Genomic DNA, 23,359 nt, shown 5'->3' on the forward strand with positions numbered 1-23,359 from the left:
CGTCAAAGTTCCAGCGACGCTTGAGCAGGAGCAATCCGGCGAGTTGATGTGCGAGGACATCGAGCGGTTTATCCGGGATGTCTGCAGGCTCTAATTCGTCAGCGAGCGCGCGGCGACAGATGGCTAACGCCTCCAGCGCGTCGTCCGAATCCTGAACCACGATCGCACCGTGCGCAATACCGCCGATTCGATGCCCGCTGCGCCCGATCCGCTGAAGAAGCCGCGTTACCTGCCGCGGCGAGTTATATTGTATCACAAAATCCAGCCGCCCGATATCAATACCGAGTTCCAGCGAGCTCGTGCAGATGATCCCGAGCAGCTTGCCCTCCTTTATGCCGCGCTCGACCGTGATTCGCGACGGTTTGGAGAGCGAGCCATGATGCACCCCCATGAGAAAGTCCAGGTCCCAGACACGGAACCTGCTCCCGAGGATCTCGGTGATCGAGCGTGTATTGGTGAAGATCAGCGTAGATTCATGCGCTTCTACGAGCGCCCGCATCAATCGCAATCGAGCGGCAACGTCAGGATAGGTATAGAGCTCCTTTGACAGCTCGTAATCTGCCGCATCGGCTTTCGGATAGTGTACCGTCACCTGTATCGAGCGCGCGACGGAGACATTGATGATCTCACAGTCGCGCTCAGCACCCACGAGGAACTTCGCCACGCGTTCCGGCGAGCCGATGGTAGCTGATAAGCCAATGAGCTGGAAGTCACCCTCCTTCAGGTAGCGGAGTCGCTCCAGGGCAAGAGCCAGTTGCGAGCCGCGTTTGTCGATCGCGAGCTCGTGCACCTCGTCCACGATCACCCAGCGGACCGCGGTCAGATGCTGCCGCATAAGCCTGCCCGGTAAGATCGCCTGTAACGTCTCCGGCGTGGTGATCAGGATGTCGGGCGGGACGATTGCCTGGGCTTCTCGCTCCCGTGTCGGGGTATCGCCATGGCGCATCCCCAGGCGTAGATCAAGCCGCTGGCACCACCACTGCAGTCGCTCGAGCATGTCGCGATTCAGCGCCTTGAGCGGCGTAATGTACAGGAGCTTGATGCCCGGCTCGCGCGTTCGCGTCAGAAGCGCATCAAGCACCGGCAACAAGGCCGATTCGGTCTTGCCCGTTGCCGTCGGCGCGATCAATAAGACGTTCTTCCCCGCGATGATCAGGGGTATCGCCCTCCGTTGCGGCTCGGTGGGGTGCGTGAAGCCCTTCTCGCGGATAGCCCGCTGGAGGGGGCTTGAGAACGCTTGAAACACCTCAGATGGCATTGCTCGTTACTAACTACCGTACCGGCTGTGATCAGTTAGTACTGGGAGCTGCGAGCAGAAAAAGCGCAAACGGCTACGTGAACGTAGTACTGCACGGGGACGCAAAAGCTAATATGGAGAGAAGACAACGGATATTCAGGCTCCCTTTATTTCAGGTGGACATGAGCAGCTTATTTCATCTCCGGAGGGGCGTCATACCGGCCTGCGACGTACGGGATCTGCGAGCGCTGCGGAAGCTCGTTGAGGCTACCTGCGATCTCGAGGGCATTGTGGGCTACAAGATCGGCGCGCTCCTCGGCTTGACCTACGGGCTCCCGCGGCTGGTTGCGGCTATCGAGGAGTATACGGACTTGCCGGTCATCTACGACCATCAAAAGGCGGGCACGGATATTCCGGAGCTGGGCGAGCTCTTCGCGGCCGTCTGCGCAGATGCAGGCGTAAAAGGTGTCATTATCTTCCCGCAGGCGGGTCCGGCGACCGAGGCCGCATTCATCGATGCGCTCTTCGCAGCGCGGCTTGTGCCACTGGTGGGGGGAGAGATGACGCATCCCCGCTATTTAACGACCGATGGGGGCTTTCTGAGCGCGGACGCACCTGATGCGATGTACACGCTCGCTGCGGATCGCGGCGTGACACACTTCATCGTGCCCGGGAACAAGCCCGCGACTATTAACCGCTACCACCATCTGCTGGCTCAACGGGTACCGGAGCCGGCATACAGCATGCCGGGCATTGGACGGCAGGGCGGGGCTATCCGCTCAGCTTTTGCGGCCCTTGAAGGCGCACCCGCATATGCGATCATTGGTGCGAGCATTTACGAACAGGACGATATGGCCGCGGCGGCGCGGAGCTTCTGCGCTGAAGCACTCCAGGATACCGGAACTGCGGGACGATGAGCTGGGAGGACGAGAAAAGGCGCATCGGGGAAGAGCTCGTGCGCGCATTGTATCACCATGGCCTGATCAGAACGTGGTACCGTGATAATCCACCGGGTTGGAGACTCGTCTCCGGGCTGTGGAGCCCGCTGTATATCCAGCTTCGGCCGCTGTCCTCCTATCCCGAGCTGCTCAGGACGGTGGGCAGTGCTTTAGGGCGATTGATCAGGGAAGAATGTACTGACCTCACCCGGGTCATCGGCGTCGCGACCGCGGGCATACCGATCGCGACCGCCATCTCGCTCATGGCGAATGTCCCCGCCTGTTTCACGCGGCGGTTGGAAGGGGTCCGGTCCCTGCAGGAGCTGAACCTGTACCTCAAGGGCTATGGCGAGCATTCGATGATCGAAGGTCTCTTAGAGGAAGGTGATCGTGTGGGGATCGTGGACGATCTCGTAACGAAGTTTGACAGCAAGGTGCTCGCCCTCAAGCAGCTGGAGTTCGAGCTACAGCGCCGCGGCTTGCAGCAGGTGACCTGCCCGGACATCATCGTGGTTCTTGATCGGGAGCAGGGCGCGACCGAACGCGCGAAGGAGTACGGGATCACCGTGCACAGCCTCATTCCCTTCCGGTCACAGGGCATCAACTGGCTCAGGGACGTACTTGCTGATCGTGAATACGAGATCATTTGCGATTACCTGCAGCATCCTGAGCACTATCAGGATCCACGTGTGCACGCAGAGCTCGCAACGCTCATAGCAGAGCAGTAAGTAGCTCTTCAGCTCAGCTCAGCTCAGCTCAGCTCAGAGCCGGGGATTCTGCGGGCAGGACAGCGCCGGCTCGCCCGATAGCCAGTACGCGCAGTGTTGACAGTGGTCACAGGCCGTGATCTGGTCGAGCTGTCCGTTTTTCGACTTGTTCACGAGCTGCGGATCGGCCACCTGCGCTCTGCCTATCGCCACGAGGTCTGCTTGTTCCACTTCGAGTATCTGCTGCGCGAGCGCCAGGCAGCGAATGTTGCCCGCGCAGATGACCGGAACATCAACGACCGCCTTTATCGCGGCCGCGAGCGGAACGTGCACAGCCTCACCCAGCTCTTTCCCGGGCACCATGTGCTCCATGCTCGCATAGGTGCCCGCGGCAACGCTGATTACGTCCGGGCCCGCATCCACGAGCATCGGAGCGATCTTTCTCGTCTCCTCGAGCCTCAGCCCGCCCTCAACGAACTCAACAGCGCTGATACGGCAGCTCAGCGGCAGACCACCGACCGCAGCACGTACGCTCGCGATCACTTCGCGCACGAATCTTACCCGGTTTGCCAGGCTCCCGCCATACTCGTCCGATCGCTTATTCGAGTATGCCGAGAGGAATCCGCCGAGCAGATAGCCAAAGGCCGCGTGGATCTCTATCAGATCCGCGCCCGCTCGTTTCGCTCTGACCGCGGCACGCGCGAAATCATCCTCAATACGCAGGATCTCCGCAACGGTCAGCTCCCGCGGACGCTCCTGCATCACGGGACAGGGAATGGCGGAGGCCGCAACGAGCGGCTGCTTGGTAATGGCTGAGCGAGTCTGTCGCCCGAAATGGATAAGCTGCGCGGCCGCCAGCGAGCCGGTCGCTTTGATCGCGGCAAAGAGCTCGGCACAACTCGCCTCGTGCTCCCCGGTCGTCAATCGGAGCATGTTCGTCGCGCCCGCGCCATCAGGCGAAACGGCGGTACAGCCGACCATGGTGAGTCCCGTTCCGCCCCGGGCAATCTCGCGATAGAACCGCAGGAGACGATCGGTAACGAGACCGTCTGTTGTGGCGTAATTGGTTTGAACGGCCGGAAAGACAATTCGATTGGGAAGTGTCACACCGCCGACGGTCGGCGGTTGGAAGACCGCATCGAACAGGGTGCTCACCCCTCCTCACCACTCCATGAGCATCGCACGTAGCATATGGTTGTACGGAAAGAGATCGATCCGATCACTGGAATAGGTATCCCATTACCTCTCATTCGTCAAATTGCTGATCAGGGACGTTTTGAGTATAACTACGACAAATACCTGCTTCCTATTTATACTTATAACCTCATGGTGACTAGGGATACCACAGGAGTTCTAGCTATACGATGCCCGCGTCCGCCCTTCAGGCACTCATGAGGATCGCCCATACCAATCTGCAGCAGCCGCTCACGCAGATCCTGGAAGAGATACTCGCTCAGGTGGTGCGGCATATCGGGGGGCATTCAGGCTCAGTCATGCTCATCAACGAAAAGACCGGCGAGCTTGAGATGGTCGCAACCTTCGGGCTTCCTGAGGATTACATCGATCGGATTTACGCTCGCCATGTCCCGATCACCTGCAGCCCCTCCGGGTTCGTCCTGGAGACGGGTGAGTGCTACATCGTGCCGAATATCTTCCACGAGCCACGGGATAGATGGTGGGCTGACCTGGGCAAGGAGTTCGGATTCGCAGCACAGCTCTTCATGCCGATGAAGTACGAAGGCAAGCTCATCGGCCTCCTGAATGTCTACATGCCCGAGCCGCACGACTACGCGGAGAGCGAGATCTCGTTCGTGAGCCTCGCAGCGAGCCATGCGGCTACCGTGATCGAAAACGCGCGCTTGTACGGGGAGCTCGTGAAGAAGACTGCCGCCCTGGAACAAGAGATCCAGGAGCGCGAGGGGCTTGAGCACGCGCTGCGCGAGCAGAAAGAGCGCCAGGAGCGGATCTTCGCGGTCTCACCCATTGGTATCGGGATCATTGAGATCGAAGGACCTGCCCTGGAGGAGCGCAAACTCGGCTGGACGAACGACGCGATGCTGCGCATCTTCGGCTTCGATCCTAACGAAGATGAGTACAAATCGTACCTCGGACTAAGTTCCGAGAACATATACGCCTCGCGAGCGGAATTTGAACGCGTTTCACGACTGTTTCAGCATGAGTTAAGCCAGGGCAAGATAGCGCAAACCGATGCGAAATTTAAACGTAAAGATGGCTCGCTCTTCGATGGTTATGTACAACTCAGCGCTTTTGATCCTTCCGATTTCCGAAAGGGTGCTGTCGCCACCGTCTCGGATATGTCATGGCGGAAGCAGGCGGAGGAGCGATTACGGCAGAACGAGGAGACTGCACGCGCGCTCTTGAACGCCTCTCTCGATGCCGCGTTGTTGCAGGGCCGTGATGGGAAACTACTGGCTTTGAATGAACGACTGGCACAGCGGTTTGGAAAAAGCGTCGATGAGCTTATCGGCACCTGCGTGTACGACCTCTTCCCGCCCGAGTTTGCACGGGCCAGAAGGGCCGCGGTTGACCGGGTTATCAGCACGAAGCAGCCGTATCGTTTTGAAGACGAGCGCGCGGGCAGGATTTACGACGCCAACATATATCCTTGCTTCGATGTGGACGGTACGGTTATCCGCATCGCGATCTTCTCGCGTGACATCACGGAGCAGAAGCGCGCGGAGCAAGCGCTGCAGTTCTCGGAGAAGATGTACCGGACGCTCTTCGAGAGCACCGGCGCCGCGCTGCTGGTCATCGAGGATGATATGACGATCTCGCACCTCAACGAGGAGATGGTCAGCCTCCTGGGCTATCAGAAAGCGGAGATCGAGGGGAAGGTGAAGTGGCCAGAATTGGTGGCGGACGCTGATCGGGAGCAGATGATGGCGTATCACCGTCTGCGACGAACAGCGCATCCAGAGGGCGCACCCACGAGTTACGAATTCCAGTTTATCCACAAAAATGGTGAACTTCGCGATGCGACCCTGGTGGTGGGCATGATTCCGGGCACGAACCGGAGCGTGGTCTCAATTCGCGACATTACCCGGCAGAAGCGCACCGAACAGGAACTCCAGCAGTCTGAGGCGCTCTACCGAACTATTTTCGAAGCCACTCGTGCACCAACGGTCATTCTCGAAGAGGATGGCACCTTCGCGCTCACGAACTGGGAAGGGGTGAAGATCTCCGGCTATAGCAGTAAAGCGGATCTGGAAGGCAAGCGGAAATGGACGGAGTTCATCGCGTCAGCAGACGATCTTGCGAAGATGCGGGAGATCCACCGGTTGCGACGCATCGCGCCTGATACGGCACCGCGGAGCTATGAATTCCTCTTCAAAGACTGCCAGGGCAATCAGAAGAATATCTGCTGCACCGCTGCGGTGATCCCGGGCACGAACCGGAGTGTGGTCTCGTTTATGGATATGACTGAGCGGCGGAAGACGGAAGCTGCGCTGCGCGAGAGCGAGGAGCGGTTCCGCTCGTTCTTTGATGAGCTCCCGCTGGGGATATTCATGATCAACCCGGAGGGAGAGATAATCGCGGCGAATAAGGCTATTTGCCTGTTCATGGGCTATGCTCAGGAGGAACTCCTGGGGCAGCACGTTTCGGCATTATATCATGCCGGTGACGCGGGTACGGATACCGCCGTGTATGCTGCCCTCGATGACGGAGAGCAAGACCGCAGTGTGACGGAAATACGGCTCATCTCTAAGAATGGCGAGGCCCTCTGGGCGCGTCTCCATCTTTCCCGCGTGAAGGACGCGGCAGGGAACGTTAAGCACGCGACCGTACTCTGTGAGGACGTCACGGGCTATAAGAGACTGGCAGAGGCGTTAACCGCAAAGCGGCAGGACGTAGAGAACCTGATGGCTCAGCTCAATCGTGCTGAAACGGCCTTGAGCGAGAGTGAAAAGAAGTACAAGGAAATTACCGAATTCTTACCGGATCTGATCTACAAGTCGATCCTCATCGATTCCTAGCGGTGGGCCGGAACGAGTGAGCCGAGCAGCACGCGAGCAGGCAAGCGGCCCGCGACCGGGATAGATCTAATCTAAACCGAACAAGAGCAGTATCAGCATATACCGCTTCTCAGCTTCCGGGGCAGCGGATTGCGTTCACGCACCGCGGGCATCGTTGATGCGGTCAGAGAGGTGACGAGCTCGGTGCTAAGGACAAAAATCGCACGTTTGTGCTCCTCTTTGCTCCGGTGCACCTCGAATGGCGAGATCCGTAGCTCGTCATATCTCCTGAGCTCAGAGATCAAGCTGTTCTCCTCGCAATATTTCTTGTATTGCGCCAGCAACATATGGATATGAATGTACTCTTCTTTCTTCATCATTCACCGCTCCAGCTGGTGGTAACCGGTCGCGGCAGCGCTTCACCCGACACGAAACGAAACGGCACCGTGAGCATAGCTAAAGTCTGGCAGTATATAAAACCTCCGGCTCTATTTCCGGTGGAGGGCAATATTGTTACGGGTGAGCAATACCGGCGCGGCCGAGGAGCCGCTACCAGGTGGGTTGAGACGGCTTAACTGTGCTGCCCTCTATCTTAGAGTATTAAACATGGAACCCGAGCTCACCGTCCTTGAATCCGCGCGAATTCTCGGCGCACATCCTGAGAGCGTGAAGCGCTGGATTCGCTACGGCGATCTTCAGGCCACCAAACAGGGCCGCCTCTATTATATCAAACGCAGCGATCTCGAATCCTTCCAGCTGCTCCGTGAGGCAGCCCACAAGCTCAGGAAGACCGATCCACGCGCGTTCTGGAGCAGCCCGCAGGGCGAATTCATCGCCAAGGTCGGTGAGCAGCTGGACGGCATTGTAGCTGACCAGCCATTGAGCATACTCGCCCTGGAGCCCGGGGGGGTCTGCTTCGCCGAGTTCCTCGCCCGTTATCGCGCGATAAAGAAAAGCCAGCAACCAGCGATACTCAGCGTGAACGTGCTCGATGAGCGTGTGCTCGAGGAGCAGCTGCGAGCCGCCCGGGAAGAGATCCGCGGCCGGAAACTGCTCATCGTCGATGACGAGTCATGCCACAGCACGCCGTACCGGCTCGTAACGAACCTCTGCTTCCGCCTGGCCGGGTTGTTGGGATTCGAGGACTTCTTCCTCAGAGATCTTGACGAGTACTTTGAGATCATCATCGCGCCGTTCCTCACCGGGCAGGACTTCGATCCCGTCCACACCGCCAAACGGATCCCGCTTGCGGTACATACCGACCATATGGCGATCGCCTCGTTCTTCGTGCGACGCCCGCCGAAGGAGTAAAGTAACTTCATCCTGACCCACACCCTTTGGGGACTCATGGATAGGGTGATCTATAAACGGGTGATCGCGCTCGCCTATCCCGCGATCATCTCCAATCTACTCTTCACCTTCCAGATCATCGCGGATACGATCATGCTCGGCCGATATCCCCCTGCGGACGTGAGCCTGAGCGCCGTTGGCGTCGTCTTCGCACTCTATCATATGTTCTTCCCGCTTACCATGGGCCTGGTCACCGGTTCGATCGCGATCATTGCGCGGCGCTGGGGCGAGCGTGACTATGACGAGGCACAGTGGGTCGCCACCGATACGATGATCACGCTCATCCTCATATCGATTCCGATCGCGCTCTTCGGGCTCCTCATCGGGCCCCACGTGATTTATTACCTTGGCGCACGCGGTGCGGTCATAACAGAGGGCACGAGCTATATCCGTGCGATCTTCTCCTTGTTCCCCTGTGTCGCGCTCGTTAGTACGTACCACGGGATCTTACGCGCGGCGGGCGACACGAAGACACCGATGTACGTTGATCTCGTCGCCAACCTCTACAATGTCCTCATGAACTACACGCTCATCTTCGGCCATTTCGGGTTTCCCGAACTCGGCGTCCTGGGTGCGGGTATCGCAACCGGGACCTCCTATGCCGTTGCGTTTGCCGTCTATCTGGTGCTCCAGCAGCGCAACAAATTGATCATCCATCCGGTTTACCGCAGAACCGTCCCGTACCGACTGGAAACGGTCAAGAAGATGTTCCGGATTGGTATTCCTGCGGGCATTGATATGGCGATGTGGAGCTTTGCAGCCATCATCTTCACCTGGATGATCTTATCGTTTGGCACACTCGGCTATTCCGGATTCCAGATCGGACTCCGAGCCGAGAGCATGGCCTACATGCCTGCGTTCGGCTTCAGCATCGCCGCCACGACACTCGCCGGCCAGTATCTGGGCGCGAAGAAAGAGGACCGGGCGAAGCAGGCGGTGCTCGCATCCACCCACCTCTGCCTGCTCTTTATGGCCATGATCGGGCTCCTTTTCATTCTCCTGCCGGACTACATCGCGATGGTCTTCACCAGCAACCGAGAGGTCACGAGCTGGGCGGCGCTCTATCTCTTCATCATCGGCTTCTCCGAGCCAGCACTGGGTGCGTTCTTCACCATCGCCGGCGGCATGCGCGGTGCGGGCTATACCAAAGTGCCCATGCTCGTCAATTTCGTCAGCCTCATCGGGATCCGCATCTCACTCGCCTATGCGCTTGGGTTCGTACTCGGCTGGGGGCTCTTGGGTATCTGGGTCGGCATGACGATCGAGACCGTTATACGCGCGGCCGTTATCTACGCGGTCTTCCGCAAAGGAACGTGGATGAACGTATCGGTGTAAAAACCTGAGTATCGGTGCGGATCACCGTCTCTGCCGGTAATCCTCGAGCGCCGCCCTGAGCGCATCGAGAGCGATCTCAGGCGTATGCTCTTCGTCCTCAGGCACGCCACCGAGCGCGGATTTGATCGTTTCCGCATCGATCTCCGTGGCCTCTTCTACCGTCTTACCCTTCACCAGCTCCGTCACTGCGCTCCCGAAAGCAATGGTGGGGCCGCGCGCATCAGTGACAAAGGTGCAGTCCGTGATCCTTCCGTCTTCGATGCGGATATAGAGCTGCAGCGTAAAACCTTCCGCAGTGGTGCCCCTCCCCACGCCGTCCGGCCGCTCCAGCTCACCCACGTTCTTCGGATTGAAGGCCGCGTCAACCATCTTCTCACCGAAGAAGCTCCGCTCCTCATCTCTGATGTCCGCTTCCAGCTCATTGACCATCTCGTCGAAGGTCTTGGGTCGTTTTCTCGTCCTCATCTCCTCTTTCCACTACGCATTCGTACTCACCCGGTTCACCGCGTCTCGAAACGCGCTCGCAGTCGCTCCACGCACGCGTCTACGCTCAGCTTGTCCTGTGATCCGGTAATAAAATCACGGAGCGTCACCAGCTCATCGCGCAACTCGTCCGTGCCGATCATCACGGCGAACTGATAGTTCCGTGTGTTAGCGTACTTGAGCTGCGCTTTCAGGCTCCGGTTCATCAGATCGATATGTGTGGGCACGTACTGCCGCAATCGAGCGGCCAGTTCAATGGCCGCACCCATTATCGCGCGGTCGCCAGGCCCAGTCCGTATCGGCACCACGATCACACCGCCCGGTCTCACGCCGTCCGCGGAAACCTCAAAGATCTCCGCCAGGCGGTCGAAGCCGAACGCGAATCCGGTCGACGGGATATCCTCACCGCCAAAGAGCTTGGCGAGCCGATACGAGCCACCACCGCAGACCTGATTCTGCGCACCTAATTTCCCGCCCACTTCGTAGATCTCGAAGACCATACCCGTGTAATAATCCAGCCCACGGGCGATCCCCAGGTTCAACGTGTACGCAACGCCGTAAACCGCAAGCAGTTCCAGGAGCGCTTGCAGCTCCGCTAACGCTGCACTTCCCGCCGCAATGACGCCCCGAGCACGCGCCTCCTGCAACGTGTCCTTTCCTTTCAAAGCGATCAGATACAGAAGATCGTCAATCACCGACTGCTCAACACCCGCGTCACCCATCAACTCGATCACCGCTGCGTGCTCACCCTTGTCGATCAGCCGCATCACACGGTTTATTCGTTCCTCGCTCAGCGGTGTCCTAGCACTCAAAAGCTCCCGAATCAGCCCCACATGGCCCACGTGCAGCTCCGCATGCACGTCTAACGCCGTTAACATGGCAAAAGCGAGCGCAATGAGCTCCGCCTGCGCATCGGGACTGTCCGCGCCGATGATCTCCGTGCCAAACTGCCAGAACTCGCGGAACCGGCCCTTCTGCGGCTCCTCGTACCTGAAGCAGTTCCCGAAATAATACCATTTCGTCGGCTTCGGCGCCATCTTCAGCTCGTTCAGGTACATCCGAATCACCGACGCGGTGATCTCGGGCCGTAACGCCAGATGCCGCCCGCCCTTGTCCGCGAACTCGTACATCTCCTTCAGGATCTCCGGCCCGGACTTCAGCGTGAAGAGCTCCGCACGCTCGAACGTCGGCGTTCTGACTTCCTCATAATCCCAGCGCTCGGCTATCGCACGCATGCGCTCCTCCATGATCCGCCGCTTCCGCATCTCCACCGGTAGAAAATCCCGGGTGCCTCGTGCTCGTTCGATCCGCATCGTGCTCTCGTAACAGACATAAAAAGCGCAGTGCGCAAATAAAATCATGCGCCACGGAGCGTGGATAGAGCACATCCGGGACCCAACCACGGAGTACCCGACGCGGCTATTTAAATAGAGAGGATCAATAACATATTCGGAGGTAGACCATGATGAGAGGAAGATCCTTTGACAGAAAAAGGCAGGGGTATGATCGCCCACCGCGTGAGATGCACACGGTCACGTGCGCAGACTGTGGTAAAGAATGTGAAGTACCCTTCAAGCCCGATGGCACCCGGCCGGTTTACTGTCAGGAATGTTACCAGAAACATCGACCAAAACGCTTTTAGTCGATAGAGGCCTGGTAGGGTAAACGTTTTTCCTCTTGTCGTGACTGGAGGAAAATGTTTTTCTTTTTTCTGTATTTTTTGTTTTCTCGCGTCAGCGGACGCTATACTCCGCGCTGCCACTACTTCGGTCAGGTACGCACGTGGAGGGCACGTGGAGGCGAGTCATGAAGTTCCGGCTGGTCTTTGTGCTGGATCTGCTCGATGGCCAGGTTGTCCACGCCCTGCGGGGGCAGCGTGACCGGTATCGGCCGATAAACTGCTTCAGTTCCCTTGTGCCCTCCTCAGACCCGTTCCAGATACTCCAGGCGCTCAAACCCCGGGAGCTGTATATCGCTGATCTCAACCGACTCACCGGCCGGGGCAATAATCGAACGGTAGTAAAAGCACTGCGAACAAGTGCACCGCACCTCATGCTTGATTACGGGCTGCACGCGCTCACGGAGTTACAGGAGCTCAGTGTTGCTGCACTCGCCGATACCTTTGTGCTCGGAACGGAGACTGCTTCGCTCGATTTCATCGCTGCGGCTGCAAGCAGCGAGATACCCGTGACGGTCAGCGTGGATATCAGCAATAATACGGTCCTGACACGGGATAAGCAGTTGCAAGCAGCGCCACTGGACGTGATCAAGATGCTCAATGACCATGCCCTTGAAGAGCTCATTGTGCTGAACCTGGATCGCGTAGGCGCGAGAAGCGGCATTGATCGCGCGTTCCTCGAAGCCGTGGTGGCCGTCTCCGATCACGCCGTTCTGTGTGGTGGTGGTGTGAGACGGTCTGAAGACCTCGAGGCCCTGCGCGAAATCGGTATTGAGGGCGCACTGGTTGCCACGGCAGTACACGACGGCTCACTACCGGTAGCCGCGCTGCAGGAGCAGGAGCCATGAGCAGGTATAAACCGTTCCAGACGGACGTGCTGAACCTGCTGACACGGGTACCGGAAGGTCGAGTGACGACCTATGGCGAGTTAGCACGCGCCCTGACCGGCTCTGTTCGCGCCGCTCGGGCCGTCGGGCAGGCGGTAGCCCGGAACCCGCAGCCCATTACCATCCCCTGCCATCGCGTGGTGCGCAGCACCGGTGAGGTCGGCGAGTACGGTGGCGGCATGGCGATGAAGATACAGCTGCTGCGCGCTGAGGGCGTTGAGATCGCGGAAGGCCGGGTGGTGGATTTTGAGCATAAGGTCTTCCGGTTCGCTGATGAGCTGGAGGAGCAACTGCGATTCCTCACCGACCGGATGTTCGGCAAGCTCACCACCTGGCTTCGTATCCTCGGCTACGATACCGTTTACGCCGCTGATATTCCCTTCACCAGCCGTGAGAGGAACGACGAGGACCACGCACTTGCCACGGCCGCTGCGCGCGAGGGCAGGATACTGCTCACGCGTGATAAGGAGCTCATCGCGATCGCGATACGGAAAGGAGCGCGCTGCATGCTCATCAAGGCTGACGATGTTCTGGATCAGCTCCAGGAATTGCTCGAGCAGCAGGTCCCCCTGCAGCTCGAGCCTGTTCCGGAGCGGTGTAGCGAATGCAACGCGCGGATACGGCCCGTGGAGGCTCATGAGCTCGCTCTGCTCCGGCACAACAGCTACGTGCCTCAGGACATGATCGGTATCTGGGTGTTCTGGGTCTGCGACCGCTGCGGCAAGATCTACTGGGAAGGGAGCCACTGGCGCGATATGCGCGAGCGGCTGAAGCGCCTGACTGGACGGGACTGAGCGGTACCGGGCAACGGTCGATCCAGAACAGGGTAGCGCGCAGAGCATGCAACCGCCTGACCGAACCGAAGAGTCATGGTTACGGCTGACCGTTCTTAGCGGCGAAAAAGGGCCCGTGTCCGATTTTCACTGCTCGTTCTGGTGCCCCCGACAGAAAAACGACCGCGCAGCTTTTACTGCACCGCTCTATTAGTTCCTGATGGTATGAGCAGGGAGCTTACGACCGAGGAACTCTACGGTATCCAGGAAGAAATCGCGGCACGCGCACTCATTACCGATACGTTCGACCCCGGCGGAATCAGCCTCATCGCCGGCGCCGATCAGGCGTTCTTCCTCGATTCCGCGGGCGAAGAGAAGATCATATCCGCGATCGTCCTTCTTGATTACCCTGATCTGCAGGTTCTCGAGTGTGCATACGCCGTGCTGCCGGTCGAGTTCCCCTATATCCCCGGGCTGCTCGCCTTTCGCGAAGCGCCTGCTCTCATCGCCGCGTTCCGCAAACTCGCCACACGACCTGACCTTCTCGTGATCGACGGCGGTGGCATCAATCATCCCCGGTTCGCGGGCCTGGCCACGCACGTCGGTGTGCTTCTGGACATCCCGACCATCGGCGTGACCAAGAAGCTCCTCTGCGGCTCCGGTGAGCTGCCCACGGTAGAGGGCGATGCGCGCGTCATTCGCTATGAAAACCGTGAGGTCGGGTATTACCTCACGAGTAAAACCGGCTGCCGGCCCATCATTGTCGCGCCCGGGCACAAGATAGCACTTCAGACCGCGCTACAGCTCATGAAAGCCTGTATCCGGAAGCACAAGCTGCCTGAGCCGGTCCGCATCGCGCACCGCTCTGCGAATCACGTGAAACGCACCGGAACGAAACGGAGAGACTGACAGACCGCAAGATTTAAGTATGCGGGCAGGCAATAGCATCTCGGTGTATCTTTATGGTCGAAGAGCTCAGCAAGATCCTCAGTAACGGTTTCGCCACGTGGAAGGCGAATCTTGTTCTGTGCCTCCCGTTCGTCTTCAGTATTATTGTTCTCGGTATCCTGGCCCTGGTAATCATTGGCGGTGCCCTCGTGCTTGCGATTGGCCCGTTCATCCCCGCCATTCTGCCGTATCTGACCGACTCGGGTGAGCTCCCGCCTGAGATCCTGCAGCAGTTATCCGGGCCGCTCATGGCGAGCGCCGGATTACTCCTCGGTGCGATTCTGGTAACCGTGATCCTCATGCTGCTGATCAATTCCTTCTTTAACGCGGGCGCGATCGGCATGGCACGGGTCGCGACGAAGACCGGCCACACCAGCCTTTCGGACATGCTGGACTACGGGCGGCGGAAGTTCCTGAGCTTCTTCGGCGTCTCGGTGCTCATTGCGGCGATCCAGCTTGCAGGGCTCATCTTCCTGATTCCTGGCATTCGATCTTTCGTCTCGAGTGCTGCGAGTTCAGGTACCCCGTTCGATCTCTCGAGCACGGCCGCCGCATGGGCGCTGCTCGGAATCGGCCTGCTACTCCTGCTACTCTATATGCTCATCATCAGCATCGTGCTCACGGTTCCGCCCTATGCGGTGGTCATCAGTGACCTCAGCGCCATTGACGGCCTTAAAACCGGATTCCGGTTCTTTATGGAGCACAAACTCGACGTATTCCTGCTCTGGCTTGTGGTGATCGTGATCGCCGTAGTCGCGAGCATGGTGCTCGGGATGATACCCTCGATTGGCGGGCTGCTGAGCATGGTGGTCTCCGTGGTTATCGTGCAGCCGCTCGTCGCTATCTGGTGGACGCGCCTCTACCTGAGCGGAACCGAACCTGCACCTGTAGACCGTGCCGTGTTTGCGGAGCTAGTCGAGTAAAGAAAGAGACCGGGAAAAAGAGGTGTGTTACGAGGGCGTGTTCGCCTGCTTAGCTCTGCTTAGCTCAGCTGCTTGCTCCGTACGGGCCCCCGCTCTCACTCACCCGAGGTGGCATAGATCTCGTAGGGCAGGATCTTCTTATTCGCCTTCTTCTTGCCCTTCAGTCTGCTCACCAGATCGGCGGCTCGCTCCTTCTTCTCGCGCGTCTTCAGCCGCTCCATAATACTGGTCATCTCTTTTGTCTTCTCGTCGCCGCCGTATTCGGTCTCCTCCACAATCGCCTCGTCATCCTCTTCTAACTCCTCCTCGCCTTCATAATTCGCGGTAATTATCTCTGCGATCATGGCTCGTTTCATGCACCTCTTATGGTGAGCACTGCTACTTACCCATAGAAGCCCGGACTATTTATATTTTCCTTTCCGCGCGTGACGTGAACCGCGGGGAACCGTTAGGGGGTTTACTGCGTCACCTTCTCGGGATACAATCGCTTCGCCGTTGCTAAGATCGCCGTCAGATCCGCGTCTTCTTCCGCTATGACCGGACCGATCTCTTCCGCGTTCAGCATGAAGGGCTCGTCCAGAAGCACCCTCGCCTCCGGCAGCTCGATCGTTGACCAGCTCGCCCTGCGTACCTGCGACCCATATCGCTTCAGGACCGCGGTTTTAAAGTAATCACGCGTCTGCTCCGGCGCATTATCTAACGCGTAGGAGACCCGTTCAGGCAGCGCAGTCCAATCAACGCCCTGCACGGCTCGCTGCGCGAATGCGAGCGAATCGTGGGGATTGAACAGCACGTTGCTCGTCATGCCTCGTTCTTCGCCCAGGTAGAGCAGTGACGTTTCGTCGAGCAGTGCGTACTGGTTACAGATGCCGATGCCCTCCGCGGCTGTTCTCGGATCGTAATTCACGAGCAATGCGAGCTTCGTCACCCAGTCAATACCATCAACGTATTTCTCGAGCCGTCGCGCTTCCAAATCCGCCAGGAGCTCCGCGAAGCACGTGAGCCCGATCTCATCCCACCTGCTCGGGCCGTGCTCCTCCGAATCTTGCAGCCGCTCCACCGCGTCCAGATAGAACTGCAAAACGGCAACCGCGTCGGTTCGCTCACCGCTCTTCAGCGTTATCCGCCACTCGCAGGACGTGGTATCCCGTGCGAGCTGCTTGAAGGTGCTCACGGGATCTTCGAGCTCCGGCGCGCCGGTCAGAAAGCCCTGCTCAAACGCCCGGATCACCAGCGCCTGCATGATGTCGCGGAGGAAGAGCGCATATTCAGAGCGGAGCGCCTCAAAATGGATATCATGGAGCCGCCAGTAGTGATGCGCCGCATGCGGCTGATCGCGTGTATTGAGGATGCCGCGGCTCGTGGTCGTCGCGAGTGAGGACTGCTGCGTGACAAACAGCGCGCGTGGCGAGATCACGAACTTCGCACCACCTTCACCGAACAAGTCGCCGGAGACCATATCGCCACCACCGGTGAAGAGGATTCGTGTCACGAGCCAGGGGATAAGCGCTCGCTCCACCCTGCTCCAGTCGGCGCATGCGGCACGGGTGGTGATACAGTTACCATGGGTGGCGTAGGTCCTGGTGGTTATGGGACGCCGTTTGCCGCGGCGCGCACCCGAGTCGAGTCCCCCGAAGGAATTGGCCACGTTGTTTTTATGAGTCACCACGCGCTCATGCAAGATTATCCCTGCCTCCTGGGAGCCCAGAACCGCGTAGATCTCCGCGGCTTTGTCGTACGCGACCGCGTCAAACGGGTTATTGTACGCGGGTGTCGCGATCTCGAGATGGCCCATATCATTATAGATCCGCGAGCCATTCGTGGCGAACGAAGACCGTATTCGCGCCTCATGCCGCTCCTGCGAGGTCTCCCTGCAGAGATCCCAGGCCACCTCGCGTGCGATCTGCCGCCATTTCAAGCCCTGAATCGCGGTATTCGCCAGCAATGAGGGATTGAGCCGCCCCCGCGCACTCACCGGGTATTCCTGCTCAACACCCCGTATCTTCGTCTCCGTCCCTACCCGCAGCACCTGTCGCTCTCTCCCCTACCGTATTCGCTCGACCTAACTAACCGGCACGCACGCCAGAGGACCGCTCGGTTCGCGCCACGCCGCGATCACTCGTCCTGGTCACTGCGCTCCTCACGATGGATCTCCTCGATCTTATCCTGTATCGAGGCCGCATTCCAGCCGTCAAGGTTATCGAACCGGAAGGTTCGGTTCTGTGCGTACAATAAATAATCCAGATACGGATTGCGCACGATCCGATTTCTGATCTCGCGGGTTATCTCGTCTTCCCAGCCCCGAATATCATCCTCTTCCGCAAGCAACCGTACGAGCACCTGCCGCGAACTCTCTCCTCTGCTCCGCTCGCGGAAAAAGACCACCACCGCACTCGGCATGCGCTCGAGTTCCGGGTAGCGCTCAAAGAGTCGTGCGTACTCCTCGCTGCTCGGCCGGCTCATGTCGATCTTCACTTCCGGCTCGCGGTTGATCGTTATTTTATTCCAGCCCAGGGTGGCATTCTCGAATTCCGCCGCCAGCCGGACCCGTAACTCAGCGCGTGAGTTCTTCGGCGGAAAGAGCAAAGCCTCACCGAGATCCTCCTCGGTCAGCAGCCGCTCCGCTCCGATCGCCTCCGCAACGCACTCGTACAGATCATGGTCGCAGAGATTGGTGAAATCGAACGACGCCGCGATCTCGCGCTCTACCTGCTCGTCCATCGGGTACATGTTCCGGTAATCGAACTTCCCTTTGGGGATCGTGTGGTATTCGAAGCCATCCAGCGCATGCTTGATCGCCCAGCGCTTCATCAACCACTCAACCCGACGATAGACGTAGGGGTCCTCCAGCAAGCCCTGCTCAAACTTGGTGCAGAGTCGTTTGAAGGTGTCCAGGGCGTATTTGTCCCAATAGGACACCTCCCGCTCCTCGAACAACTCCTCGATCGCGGCAAGATAATGGCTCGCGAGGTAATCCGTCGCGGTCTCCGATCGCCCGTTGATCAATTTGACCCGCCACTCGCCCTCCGTATTCTCCGCGAGATCCTTGAAGGTCTGCAGCGGGTTCCACAGTTCCTCGACCTGCGTGATCTTCCCCGACTCGATCGCATCGATGACGTAGGCGGTTATCGCATTACAGAGCAGTCGTGTCACCTCCGAACGGACGCCTTCGCCGGACGTGACGTGCACGCGATAGGTGTCCTTGGTGCCCAGCGGCTCGTCCCGCGTCGAGAGAATCGGCCACTGCGAGGGCGATTCCGTGAGCACGCGGCGAGCAACCATAGCTTTGGGCGAGATGACGTACTGTATGCGATCCTTATCCGCGACGTAGCCGCCCGCGCCGAAGAAGAGCTTCCGAATGATCAGATAGGGTATGAGCAGGTGCTCGCGGCCCACAAATTTCTTGCGCTCCACCAGGTATGACTCATGCGTGCCCCTGCTGTACCGCTTATCGATCTCTACGTTCGCCTTCCAGCACTGGATATACGACGCCAGCCGACTACTCCGCCGCCGGCGCAATTTCTCCTGATACTTCTCGTTCGTGCGCTCCACACCGATCTGCATGTACAGCTCGGCCGCTTTGTCATACCTGAGCACGTCGAACGCGGTGCGGCATTCCGGCGTGGCGATCTCGAGGTGGCCGCCCGTGCAGATGTAAATCCGCGAGCCATTCCGCAGGAAGCCGTCGTTACGCCGCCGTAGCTTCGAACAGACCGCGGAAACACCGTCAAAGAACTGGTAGGTCTCAAGCGCGTGAATAACTTCGTCAACGTGATAGAATCGTGCATACCGGTACAGACCGGGCGAATCAGAACTGAGCCCGATGCGAAATTCATGCTCGAGTCCTTGCCAGCGGCTCAGATCGACTCGCTCCATGGGTCTCTCGGCGCTCAGAAATGCATACCCGTCTCTTCCTCGCGCAACTCTTCAAAGCCGGATGCCAGCATCTCCTCCGCGCGTCGCTGCACGAACTTGTCAAACCCTTCTTTCAGGTGCCGCAAGTCCACGCCGATCTCATCGGTGTTCTTGTAGCGCTTCAGCAGTTCCTTGGCTCGCTCACCCACATCCAGGATCGTTGAAAGACCTTCACGCTCCCACATCTGCTTCAGTGCCGCATCGCCGATCACGCCCTTCTTCATCATGAGCATCGTCCGCTCCTCCAGGGCCTTATCACGCGCATAGCCGAAGATCTGCGCGATGAACCGTCCGGTAATGGTATCCTCGCGCTTGATTCGGCCGATCTCCGTCTCCACGTAGACATCAGCGTACAGGTAGTTGCTCAGCTCTTTTACCAGATAGGCACGAGCGGCCTCCGCGCTTCCCTTTTCCTTTATCAGATACTGGTCAACGGGGACGCGCGCGGCGTAGATGGGCAGAATAAATCGTGTCGCTTCGCGATCGGGCTTCGGGACCTCAATGATCTTATCGAAGCGCGATCGGAAAGCGGAATCAATGAGATGCAGGCGGTTGGTCGCCCCGATAACCGTCAGGTGTGGATGCAGTGCGTAAAAGCCATCGAGGATATCGAGCAGCTGGCCGGTAACGCGTTCAGGCGCACCCGAAGAACCCGCGAACATGCCGCGTTCCTGGGCGAGCGCATCGATCTCGTCAAAGAAGATAACGCCGTAGTCGATCTCGCCCTCAGCCAACTTCTCGTTCGTCGCCTTGAAGACCATTCGCACGTTCCGCTCCGACTCACCCAGCCACATGCTGAAGAGCTCGCCCGCGCCCACCTTCACGAACTCGCAATTGGGCAGTGCCGAGGCCAGCGCCTTCGCACACATCGTCTTCCCGCAGCCGGGCGGGCCGTACATCAGAATCCTGCGCGAGTTCTCCCCGAATTTCGTGTAGTCGTCGGGATTGAGCATAGGGAGTATGATGCTCTTGACCAGTTCCTGCTTCACGCTCGTCAGGCCGCCGATGTCCTTGAAGCTGACGCCCGGGCTCTTCGTGACCTCGTACCGTGAATACTCGCGTGTCCGGTACGTGCGTTTGATATCGAGCGTTCCGGGGAGCAGGCCGACCTTCATGCCTTCCCGTATCGACCCGCGTTCGTCCTCCTTGAGCCGCTTATATATTCTGCCGCGGCCACGGCCCGTGGAGATCTCGGCGATCCAGCCCTCCTCAGCCTCATCCTTACGGAGCTCTTCGATCTCGCCCACCTCTAAATCCACCATGCGATCGAAGACGCTCGTAATGCCTATGGAAAACCCACTGGGGTTACTTTTATCCGGGATTCGGCCGATGAAGACGAACTTACCCGGCTGGAGCTGCTCAAGCTCGCCATCGCTCAGCGGGCCATAGGGCAAGGCCTTCAATGCACCATTCAAATTCACCAGTGCGCCCTCGGGCAGTTGCTCAACCAGAAAACCGCAATCTAAGGGTGGTGATCTCGATTTGGAGACGAGCCGCTCCAGATCTTCCTTATACGCCTCGGTCTCCTCGTATTTACGGCGCAAGCGCCGATATTCGCTCTCCAGCCGCTCATACTCGTATCGGGGGATATAATCCTCCTGTGCCATGGTCTCTATGTGTATCTAGTGCCGGGAATTATAAAAAACCTGTGCCGGCCCCGTACGGTTATATAAAAAACTTAAATATATAGAGGTGTATAGAAAGGTACAGTAATGAAAGCGGAGAAGCGTAAAGTACAACTCACCGGCGGCTCCACCTATACCATCTCACTCCCGATCAAATGGGCTCGTGACGCTGCGGTCAAGCAGGGCGACGAGCTCCTCCTCGTCGAGCAGCCTGACCGTTCGCTGCTCCTGACACCCGTGAGGGCGGGCGACGAGCGCGCACGGTATGCTGAGCTTACCCTCGCGGATACTGAGCAGTTCGAGGACCATTTCAGATATCTCATCGCTTATTACCTCGTGGGCTACGATGTCGTGAAGCTGCTCTCACCGGGCGGGTTCGAGGCTGAGGTGCGCAAACGGATCAAGGAAGAGGTGCGGAAGCGACTCATCGGCATGGAGGTCGTGGGCGAATCCTCGAAAGAGATCGTGCTCAAGAGCTTCTTGAAATATGAGGATTTCACGCTCCGGGATGCCCTTCAGAGCATGTCCCGGATCATCATCGCCATGCTCGAGGATGCGATCTCGGCGCTCGAGCTGGGCGATAAGGACCGTGCACGGGATGTCATTGAGCGCGATAACGAGATTGACCGATTCTACTTGCTCCTGGTACGACAGCTCAAGGCCACGGTCCGTGATCCTGAACTGGCGAAGAAGATCGAGATGAGCGGGCAACGGGACAGCCTCGGCTACCGGATCGTGGTGAAGAACATGGAGCGGATGGGGGATCATGTTGAGCGGATCGCGAAGCACTCGCTGCTGATGAGTGCGCCGGTCGGCGTTGAGCAGATCCGGGAGATCGGCACGAGCACGAAAGTGCTCTTCCTGAAGACCCTGGATTCGTTACGGAAGCGTGACGTGCAGATGGCGAATGAGGCGATCCGTGATGCTAATCAGCTGATCGATCGCGTGAACGAGATAAATGAGCGTACCCTGGCCGAAGAGATGAGTGTGAGCGATAAGATACACGCGTTTGCGATCATCGAGAGCCTGGGCAAGATCGCGAAGTATTGCGAAGATATCGCGGAGATAACGATCAATCTGGGCATTGAAGTTCCCGGCGAGGAGATCCCGTAACGATAGCGCCCGGAACCGCGGTGGGTGAAGATCGATTTGATTTAAAGCGCAGTACCTAATTTATCAGTGACGTACGAGAAGGGGGGGAGACCATGCTTGGACGGTTGAGCAGCTCGCTGAAGGAGACCATACAGAAGATCGCAAAGGCCAAGCGGATCGACAAACAGACGGTTGACGAGCTGGTACGGGACATCCAGCGGGCCTTGATCCAGGCGGATGTGAAGATCGCGCTGGTGAAAGAGCTCTCGGATCGCATCCGTGAGCGGAGTTTGAGTGAGAAGCCGACCCTCAATCCGCGTGAGCACGTGATCAAGGTAGTTTATGAGGAATTGATCACCATTCTGGGCACGGGTGTGGATGTGCCGCTGGGCTCGCAGAAGATCATGATGGTCGGGTTGCACGGCACGGGGAAGACCTCATCGTGCGCGAAACTGGCACGGTATTTCCAGAAGAAGGGCTTGAAGCCCGCCGTGATCTGTGCCGATGTCTACCGGCCCGCAGCATCCGACCAGCTCCGGCAACTCTGCAACTCGATCGGCGTGCCCTTTTATGACGGCGCCAATCTGCCTCCCGGGAGGAGCGTGACGGATATCGTTGCGGCGGGCGTCACCACGTTCGAGAAGTACGATGTCAAGATCATCGATACCGCGGGTCGGCACGCGCTGGAAGCGGAAATGATCGAGGAGATAAAAGAGATCGGTGCGCTGATCGCGCCGGAACATCGCTTCCTCGTCCTGGACGCCGCGATAGGGCAGCAGGCGTCGGTGCAGGCGCACGCATTCGATGCTGCGGTCGGTATCACGGGCATTATCATAACGAAGATGGACGGCACGGCGAAGGGCGGCGGCGCGCTCTCCGCGGTCTCCGAGACGAACTCCGGGGTGGCGTTCATCGGTACCGGCGAGAAGGTGGACGATTTCGAGAAATTCGAGGCTGATCGGTTCATCTCGCGGCTGCTCGGCATGGGCGATATCAAGTCGCTGATCGAGATGGCGGAGGAGAGTCTGACCGAGAAGGAGGTGGATGCAGACCTCCTCAAGGGTAAGTTCACCTTGAACGATCTGTACAAGCAGCTGGAAGCAGTGCGGAAGATGGGACCGTTCAAGAAGATCATGCAGATGATGCCCCTGGGCGGTTTGGGGTTTGATCTCAATGATGAGATGTACCAGATCACGGAGGATAAATTGGGCAAATTCCGGGTGATCATGGATTCGATGACCGAGGACGAGCTGAATGACCCGAAGATTATCGACGGCTCACGGCTGCGCCGCATCGCGCGGGGGGCGGGCACGACCACGGCCGAGGTGAGCTCGCTGCTCAAGTATCACCGCATGATGCAGAAGATGATGAAGCAGTTTGGGAAAGGTGGTCGTGGGAAACTGCCGGCGATGAAGGGGATGCCGCTCGGCAAACTGATGGACATGATGAAATAAGGTTCCGGTCACGCGGTATCAAATCAAATCAAATCAAATC

The 23,359-nt window shown here is 58.5% G+C and carries 21 protein-coding genes; 12 read left to right on the forward strand and 9 right to left on the reverse strand.

Going from position 1 to position 23,359, the window contains the following annotated elements:
- A partial coding sequence (locus tag ENN68_07920; protein ID HDS45994.1) for a DEAD/DEAH box helicase occupies window positions 1–1,258 on the reverse strand: 1,258 nt, incomplete at its 3' end.
- A 161-nt stretch (window positions 1,259–1,419) separates the two neighbouring features.
- On the opposite strand from ENN68_07920, the gene ENN68_07925 reads away from it, so the two are divergent.
- Entirely contained in the window at window positions 1,420–2,154 is a 735-nt protein-coding gene (locus ENN68_07925; GenBank protein ID HDS45995.1) for an orotidine 5-phosphate decarboxylase, read from the forward strand.
- On the forward strand, window positions 2,151–2,903 hold the full coding sequence (locus ENN68_07930; protein HDS45996.1) for a hypothetical protein: 753 nt from the start codon (window positions 2,151–2,153) through the stop codon (window positions 2,901–2,903). The genes ENN68_07925 and ENN68_07930 overlap by 4 nt, the downstream gene beginning before the upstream one ends.
- Before the next feature lie 33 nt (window positions 2,904–2,936).
- Here ENN68_07930 and ENN68_07935 read toward each other — a convergent pair whose 3' ends face one another.
- Window positions 2,937–4,037 carry an NADH:flavin oxidoreductase gene (locus ENN68_07935; protein HDS45997.1) on the reverse strand — a complete coding sequence of 367 codons (1,101 nt, stop codon included), beginning with the start codon at window positions 4,035–4,037 and terminating at the stop codon, window positions 2,937–2,939.
- Between the two features lie 209 nt (window positions 4,038–4,246).
- Between ENN68_07935 and ENN68_07940 the strand changes: the two genes are divergently transcribed.
- A complete protein-coding gene (locus ENN68_07940) occupies window positions 4,247–6,877 on the forward strand; it encodes a PAS domain S-box protein (GenBank protein HDS45998.1) in 2,631 nt (876 codons plus the stop codon).
- 92 nt (window positions 6,878–6,969) lie between these two features.
- Here the strand turns inward: ENN68_07940 and ENN68_07945 are convergent, their stop codons facing one another.
- Window positions 6,970–7,236: a metal-binding protein gene (locus ENN68_07945; GenBank protein HDS45999.1), complete on the reverse strand. Its 267-nt coding sequence runs from the start codon at window positions 7,234–7,236 to the stop codon at window positions 6,970–6,972.
- A gap of 226 nt (window positions 7,237–7,462) precedes the next feature.
- Between ENN68_07945 and ENN68_07950 the strand changes: the two genes are divergently transcribed.
- On the forward strand, window positions 7,463–8,167 hold the full coding sequence (locus ENN68_07950) for a DNA-binding protein (GenBank protein HDS46000.1): 705 nt from the start codon (window positions 7,463–7,465) through the stop codon (window positions 8,165–8,167).
- Window positions 8,168–8,203: 36 nt separating this feature from the next.
- Window positions 8,204–9,541 (forward strand): MATE family efflux transporter, encoded by a 1,338-nt coding sequence (locus ENN68_07955; GenBank protein ID HDS46001.1) that lies wholly within the window; start codon window positions 8,204–8,206, stop codon window positions 9,539–9,541.
- A 21-nt stretch (window positions 9,542–9,562) separates the two neighbouring features.
- Here ENN68_07955 and ENN68_07960 read toward each other — a convergent pair whose 3' ends face one another.
- Window positions 9,563–10,006, reverse strand: a complete 444-nt coding sequence (locus ENN68_07960) for an iron-sulfur cluster assembly scaffold protein (protein HDS46002.1) — start codon at window positions 10,004–10,006, stop codon at window positions 9,563–9,565.
- Between the two features lie 35 nt (window positions 10,007–10,041).
- Window positions 10,042–11,337: a histidine--tRNA ligase gene (locus tag ENN68_07965; protein HDS46003.1), complete on the reverse strand. Its 1,296-nt coding sequence runs from the start codon at window positions 11,335–11,337 to the stop codon at window positions 10,042–10,044.
- Window positions 11,338–11,489: 152 nt separating this feature from the next.
- On the opposite strand from ENN68_07965, the gene ENN68_07970 reads away from it, so the two are divergent.
- From ENN68_07970 to ENN68_07990, 5 genes are all read left to right on the forward strand, one after another.
- Entirely contained in the window at window positions 11,490–11,666 is a 177-nt protein-coding gene (locus ENN68_07970; GenBank protein ID HDS46004.1) for a hypothetical protein, read from the forward strand.
- Between the two features lie 164 nt (window positions 11,667–11,830).
- Window positions 11,831–12,550, forward strand: a complete 720-nt coding sequence (locus ENN68_07975) for a hypothetical protein (protein HDS46005.1) — start codon at window positions 11,831–11,833, stop codon at window positions 12,548–12,550.
- Between the two features lie 224 nt (window positions 12,551–12,774).
- Window positions 12,775–13,383: a hypothetical protein gene (locus ENN68_07980; GenBank protein HDS46006.1), complete on the forward strand. Its 609-nt coding sequence runs from the start codon at window positions 12,775–12,777 to the stop codon at window positions 13,381–13,383.
- 204 nt (window positions 13,384–13,587) lie between these two features.
- Window positions 13,588–14,271 (forward strand): endonuclease V, encoded by a 684-nt coding sequence (locus ENN68_07985; protein HDS46007.1) that lies wholly within the window; start codon window positions 13,588–13,590, stop codon window positions 14,269–14,271.
- A 53-nt stretch (window positions 14,272–14,324) separates the two neighbouring features.
- Window positions 14,325–15,233, forward strand: a complete 909-nt coding sequence (locus ENN68_07990) for a hypothetical protein (protein ID HDS46008.1) — start codon at window positions 14,325–14,327, stop codon at window positions 15,231–15,233.
- A 95-nt stretch (window positions 15,234–15,328) separates the two neighbouring features.
- Here ENN68_07990 and ENN68_07995 read toward each other — a convergent pair whose 3' ends face one another.
- From ENN68_07995 to ENN68_08010, 4 genes are all read right to left on the reverse strand, one after another.
- A complete protein-coding gene (locus tag ENN68_07995; GenBank protein ID HDS46009.1) occupies window positions 15,329–15,577 on the reverse strand; it encodes a hypothetical protein in 249 nt (82 codons plus the stop codon).
- Window positions 15,578–15,690: 113 nt separating this feature from the next.
- The gene (locus ENN68_08000) at window positions 15,691–17,262 is read right to left on the reverse strand and encodes a hypothetical protein (protein HDS46010.1); all 1,572 of its coding nucleotides are present in this window, start codon (window positions 17,260–17,262) and stop codon (window positions 15,691–15,693) included.
- Window positions 17,263–17,348: 86 nt separating this feature from the next.
- Window positions 17,349–19,109: a hypothetical protein gene (locus ENN68_08005; GenBank protein ID HDS46011.1), complete on the reverse strand. Its 1,761-nt coding sequence runs from the start codon at window positions 19,107–19,109 to the stop codon at window positions 17,349–17,351.
- A gap of 14 nt (window positions 19,110–19,123) precedes the next feature.
- On the reverse strand, window positions 19,124–20,755 hold the full coding sequence (locus ENN68_08010; protein ID HDS46012.1) for a 26S protease regulatory subunit: 1,632 nt from the start codon (window positions 20,753–20,755) through the stop codon (window positions 19,124–19,126).
- A gap of 105 nt (window positions 20,756–20,860) precedes the next feature.
- On the opposite strand from ENN68_08010, the gene ENN68_08015 reads away from it, so the two are divergent.
- On the forward strand, window positions 20,861–21,886 hold the full coding sequence (locus tag ENN68_08015) for a phosphate uptake regulator PhoU (GenBank protein HDS46013.1): 1,026 nt from the start codon (window positions 20,861–20,863) through the stop codon (window positions 21,884–21,886).
- A 92-nt stretch (window positions 21,887–21,978) separates the two neighbouring features.
- On the forward strand, window positions 21,979–23,319 hold the full coding sequence (locus tag ENN68_08020; GenBank protein HDS46014.1) for a signal recognition particle protein: 1,341 nt from the start codon (window positions 21,979–21,981) through the stop codon (window positions 23,317–23,319).
- The last annotated feature ends 40 nt before the right edge of the window (window positions 23,320–23,359 follow it).

This window comes from Methanomicrobia archaeon, from assembly GCA_011049045.1.
Lineage (GTDB): Archaea > Halobacteriota > Syntropharchaeia > Alkanophagales > Methanospirareceae > JACGMN01.

Bases quoted from the DNA above. Each gene is read 5' to 3' on its own strand.
- ENN68_07925 (HDS45995.1), top strand. From the start codon at position 1,420: ATGAGCAGCTTATTTCATCTCCGGAGGGGCGTCATACCGGCCTGCGAC.
- ENN68_07930 (HDS45996.1), top strand. From the start codon at position 2,151: ATGAGCTGGGAGGACGAGAAAAGGCGCATCGGGGAAGAGCTCGTGCGC.
- ENN68_07940 (HDS45998.1), top strand. From the start codon at position 4,247: ATGCCCGCGTCCGCCCTTCAGGCACTCATGAGGATCGCCCATACCAAT.
- ENN68_07945 (HDS45999.1), bottom strand. From the start codon at position 7,236: ATGATGAAGAAAGAAGAGTACATTCATATCCATATGTTGCTGGCGCAA.
- ENN68_07950 (HDS46000.1), top strand. From the start codon at position 7,463: ATGGAACCCGAGCTCACCGTCCTTGAATCCGCGCGAATTCTCGGCGCA.
- ENN68_07955 (HDS46001.1), top strand. From the start codon at position 8,204: ATGGATAGGGTGATCTATAAACGGGTGATCGCGCTCGCCTATCCCGCG.
- ENN68_07960 (HDS46002.1), bottom strand. From the start codon at position 10,006: ATGAGGACGAGAAAACGACCCAAGACCTTCGACGAGATGGTCAATGAG.
- ENN68_07965 (HDS46003.1), bottom strand. From the start codon at position 11,337: ATGCGGATCGAACGAGCACGAGGCACCCGGGATTTTCTACCGGTGGAG.
- ENN68_07970 (HDS46004.1), top strand. From the start codon at position 11,490: ATGAGAGGAAGATCCTTTGACAGAAAAAGGCAGGGGTATGATCGCCCA.
- ENN68_07975 (HDS46005.1), top strand. From the start codon at position 11,831: ATGAAGTTCCGGCTGGTCTTTGTGCTGGATCTGCTCGATGGCCAGGTT.
- ENN68_07980 (HDS46006.1), top strand. From the start codon at position 12,775: ATGAAGATACAGCTGCTGCGCGCTGAGGGCGTTGAGATCGCGGAAGGC.
- ENN68_07985 (HDS46007.1), top strand. From the start codon at position 13,588: ATGAGCAGGGAGCTTACGACCGAGGAACTCTACGGTATCCAGGAAGAA.
- ENN68_07990 (HDS46008.1), top strand. From the start codon at position 14,325: ATGGTCGAAGAGCTCAGCAAGATCCTCAGTAACGGTTTCGCCACGTGG.
- ENN68_07995 (HDS46009.1), bottom strand. From the start codon at position 15,577: ATGATCGCAGAGATAATTACCGCGAATTATGAAGGCGAGGAGGAGTTA.
- ENN68_08005 (HDS46011.1), bottom strand. From the start codon at position 19,109: ATGGAGCGAGTCGATCTGAGCCGCTGGCAAGGACTCGAGCATGAATTT.
- ENN68_08010 (HDS46012.1), bottom strand. From the start codon at position 20,755: ATGGCACAGGAGGATTATATCCCCCGATACGAGTATGAGCGGCTGGAG.
- ENN68_08015 (HDS46013.1), top strand. From the start codon at position 20,861: ATGAAAGCGGAGAAGCGTAAAGTACAACTCACCGGCGGCTCCACCTAT.
- ENN68_08020 (HDS46014.1), top strand. From the start codon at position 21,979: ATGCTTGGACGGTTGAGCAGCTCGCTGAAGGAGACCATACAGAAGATC.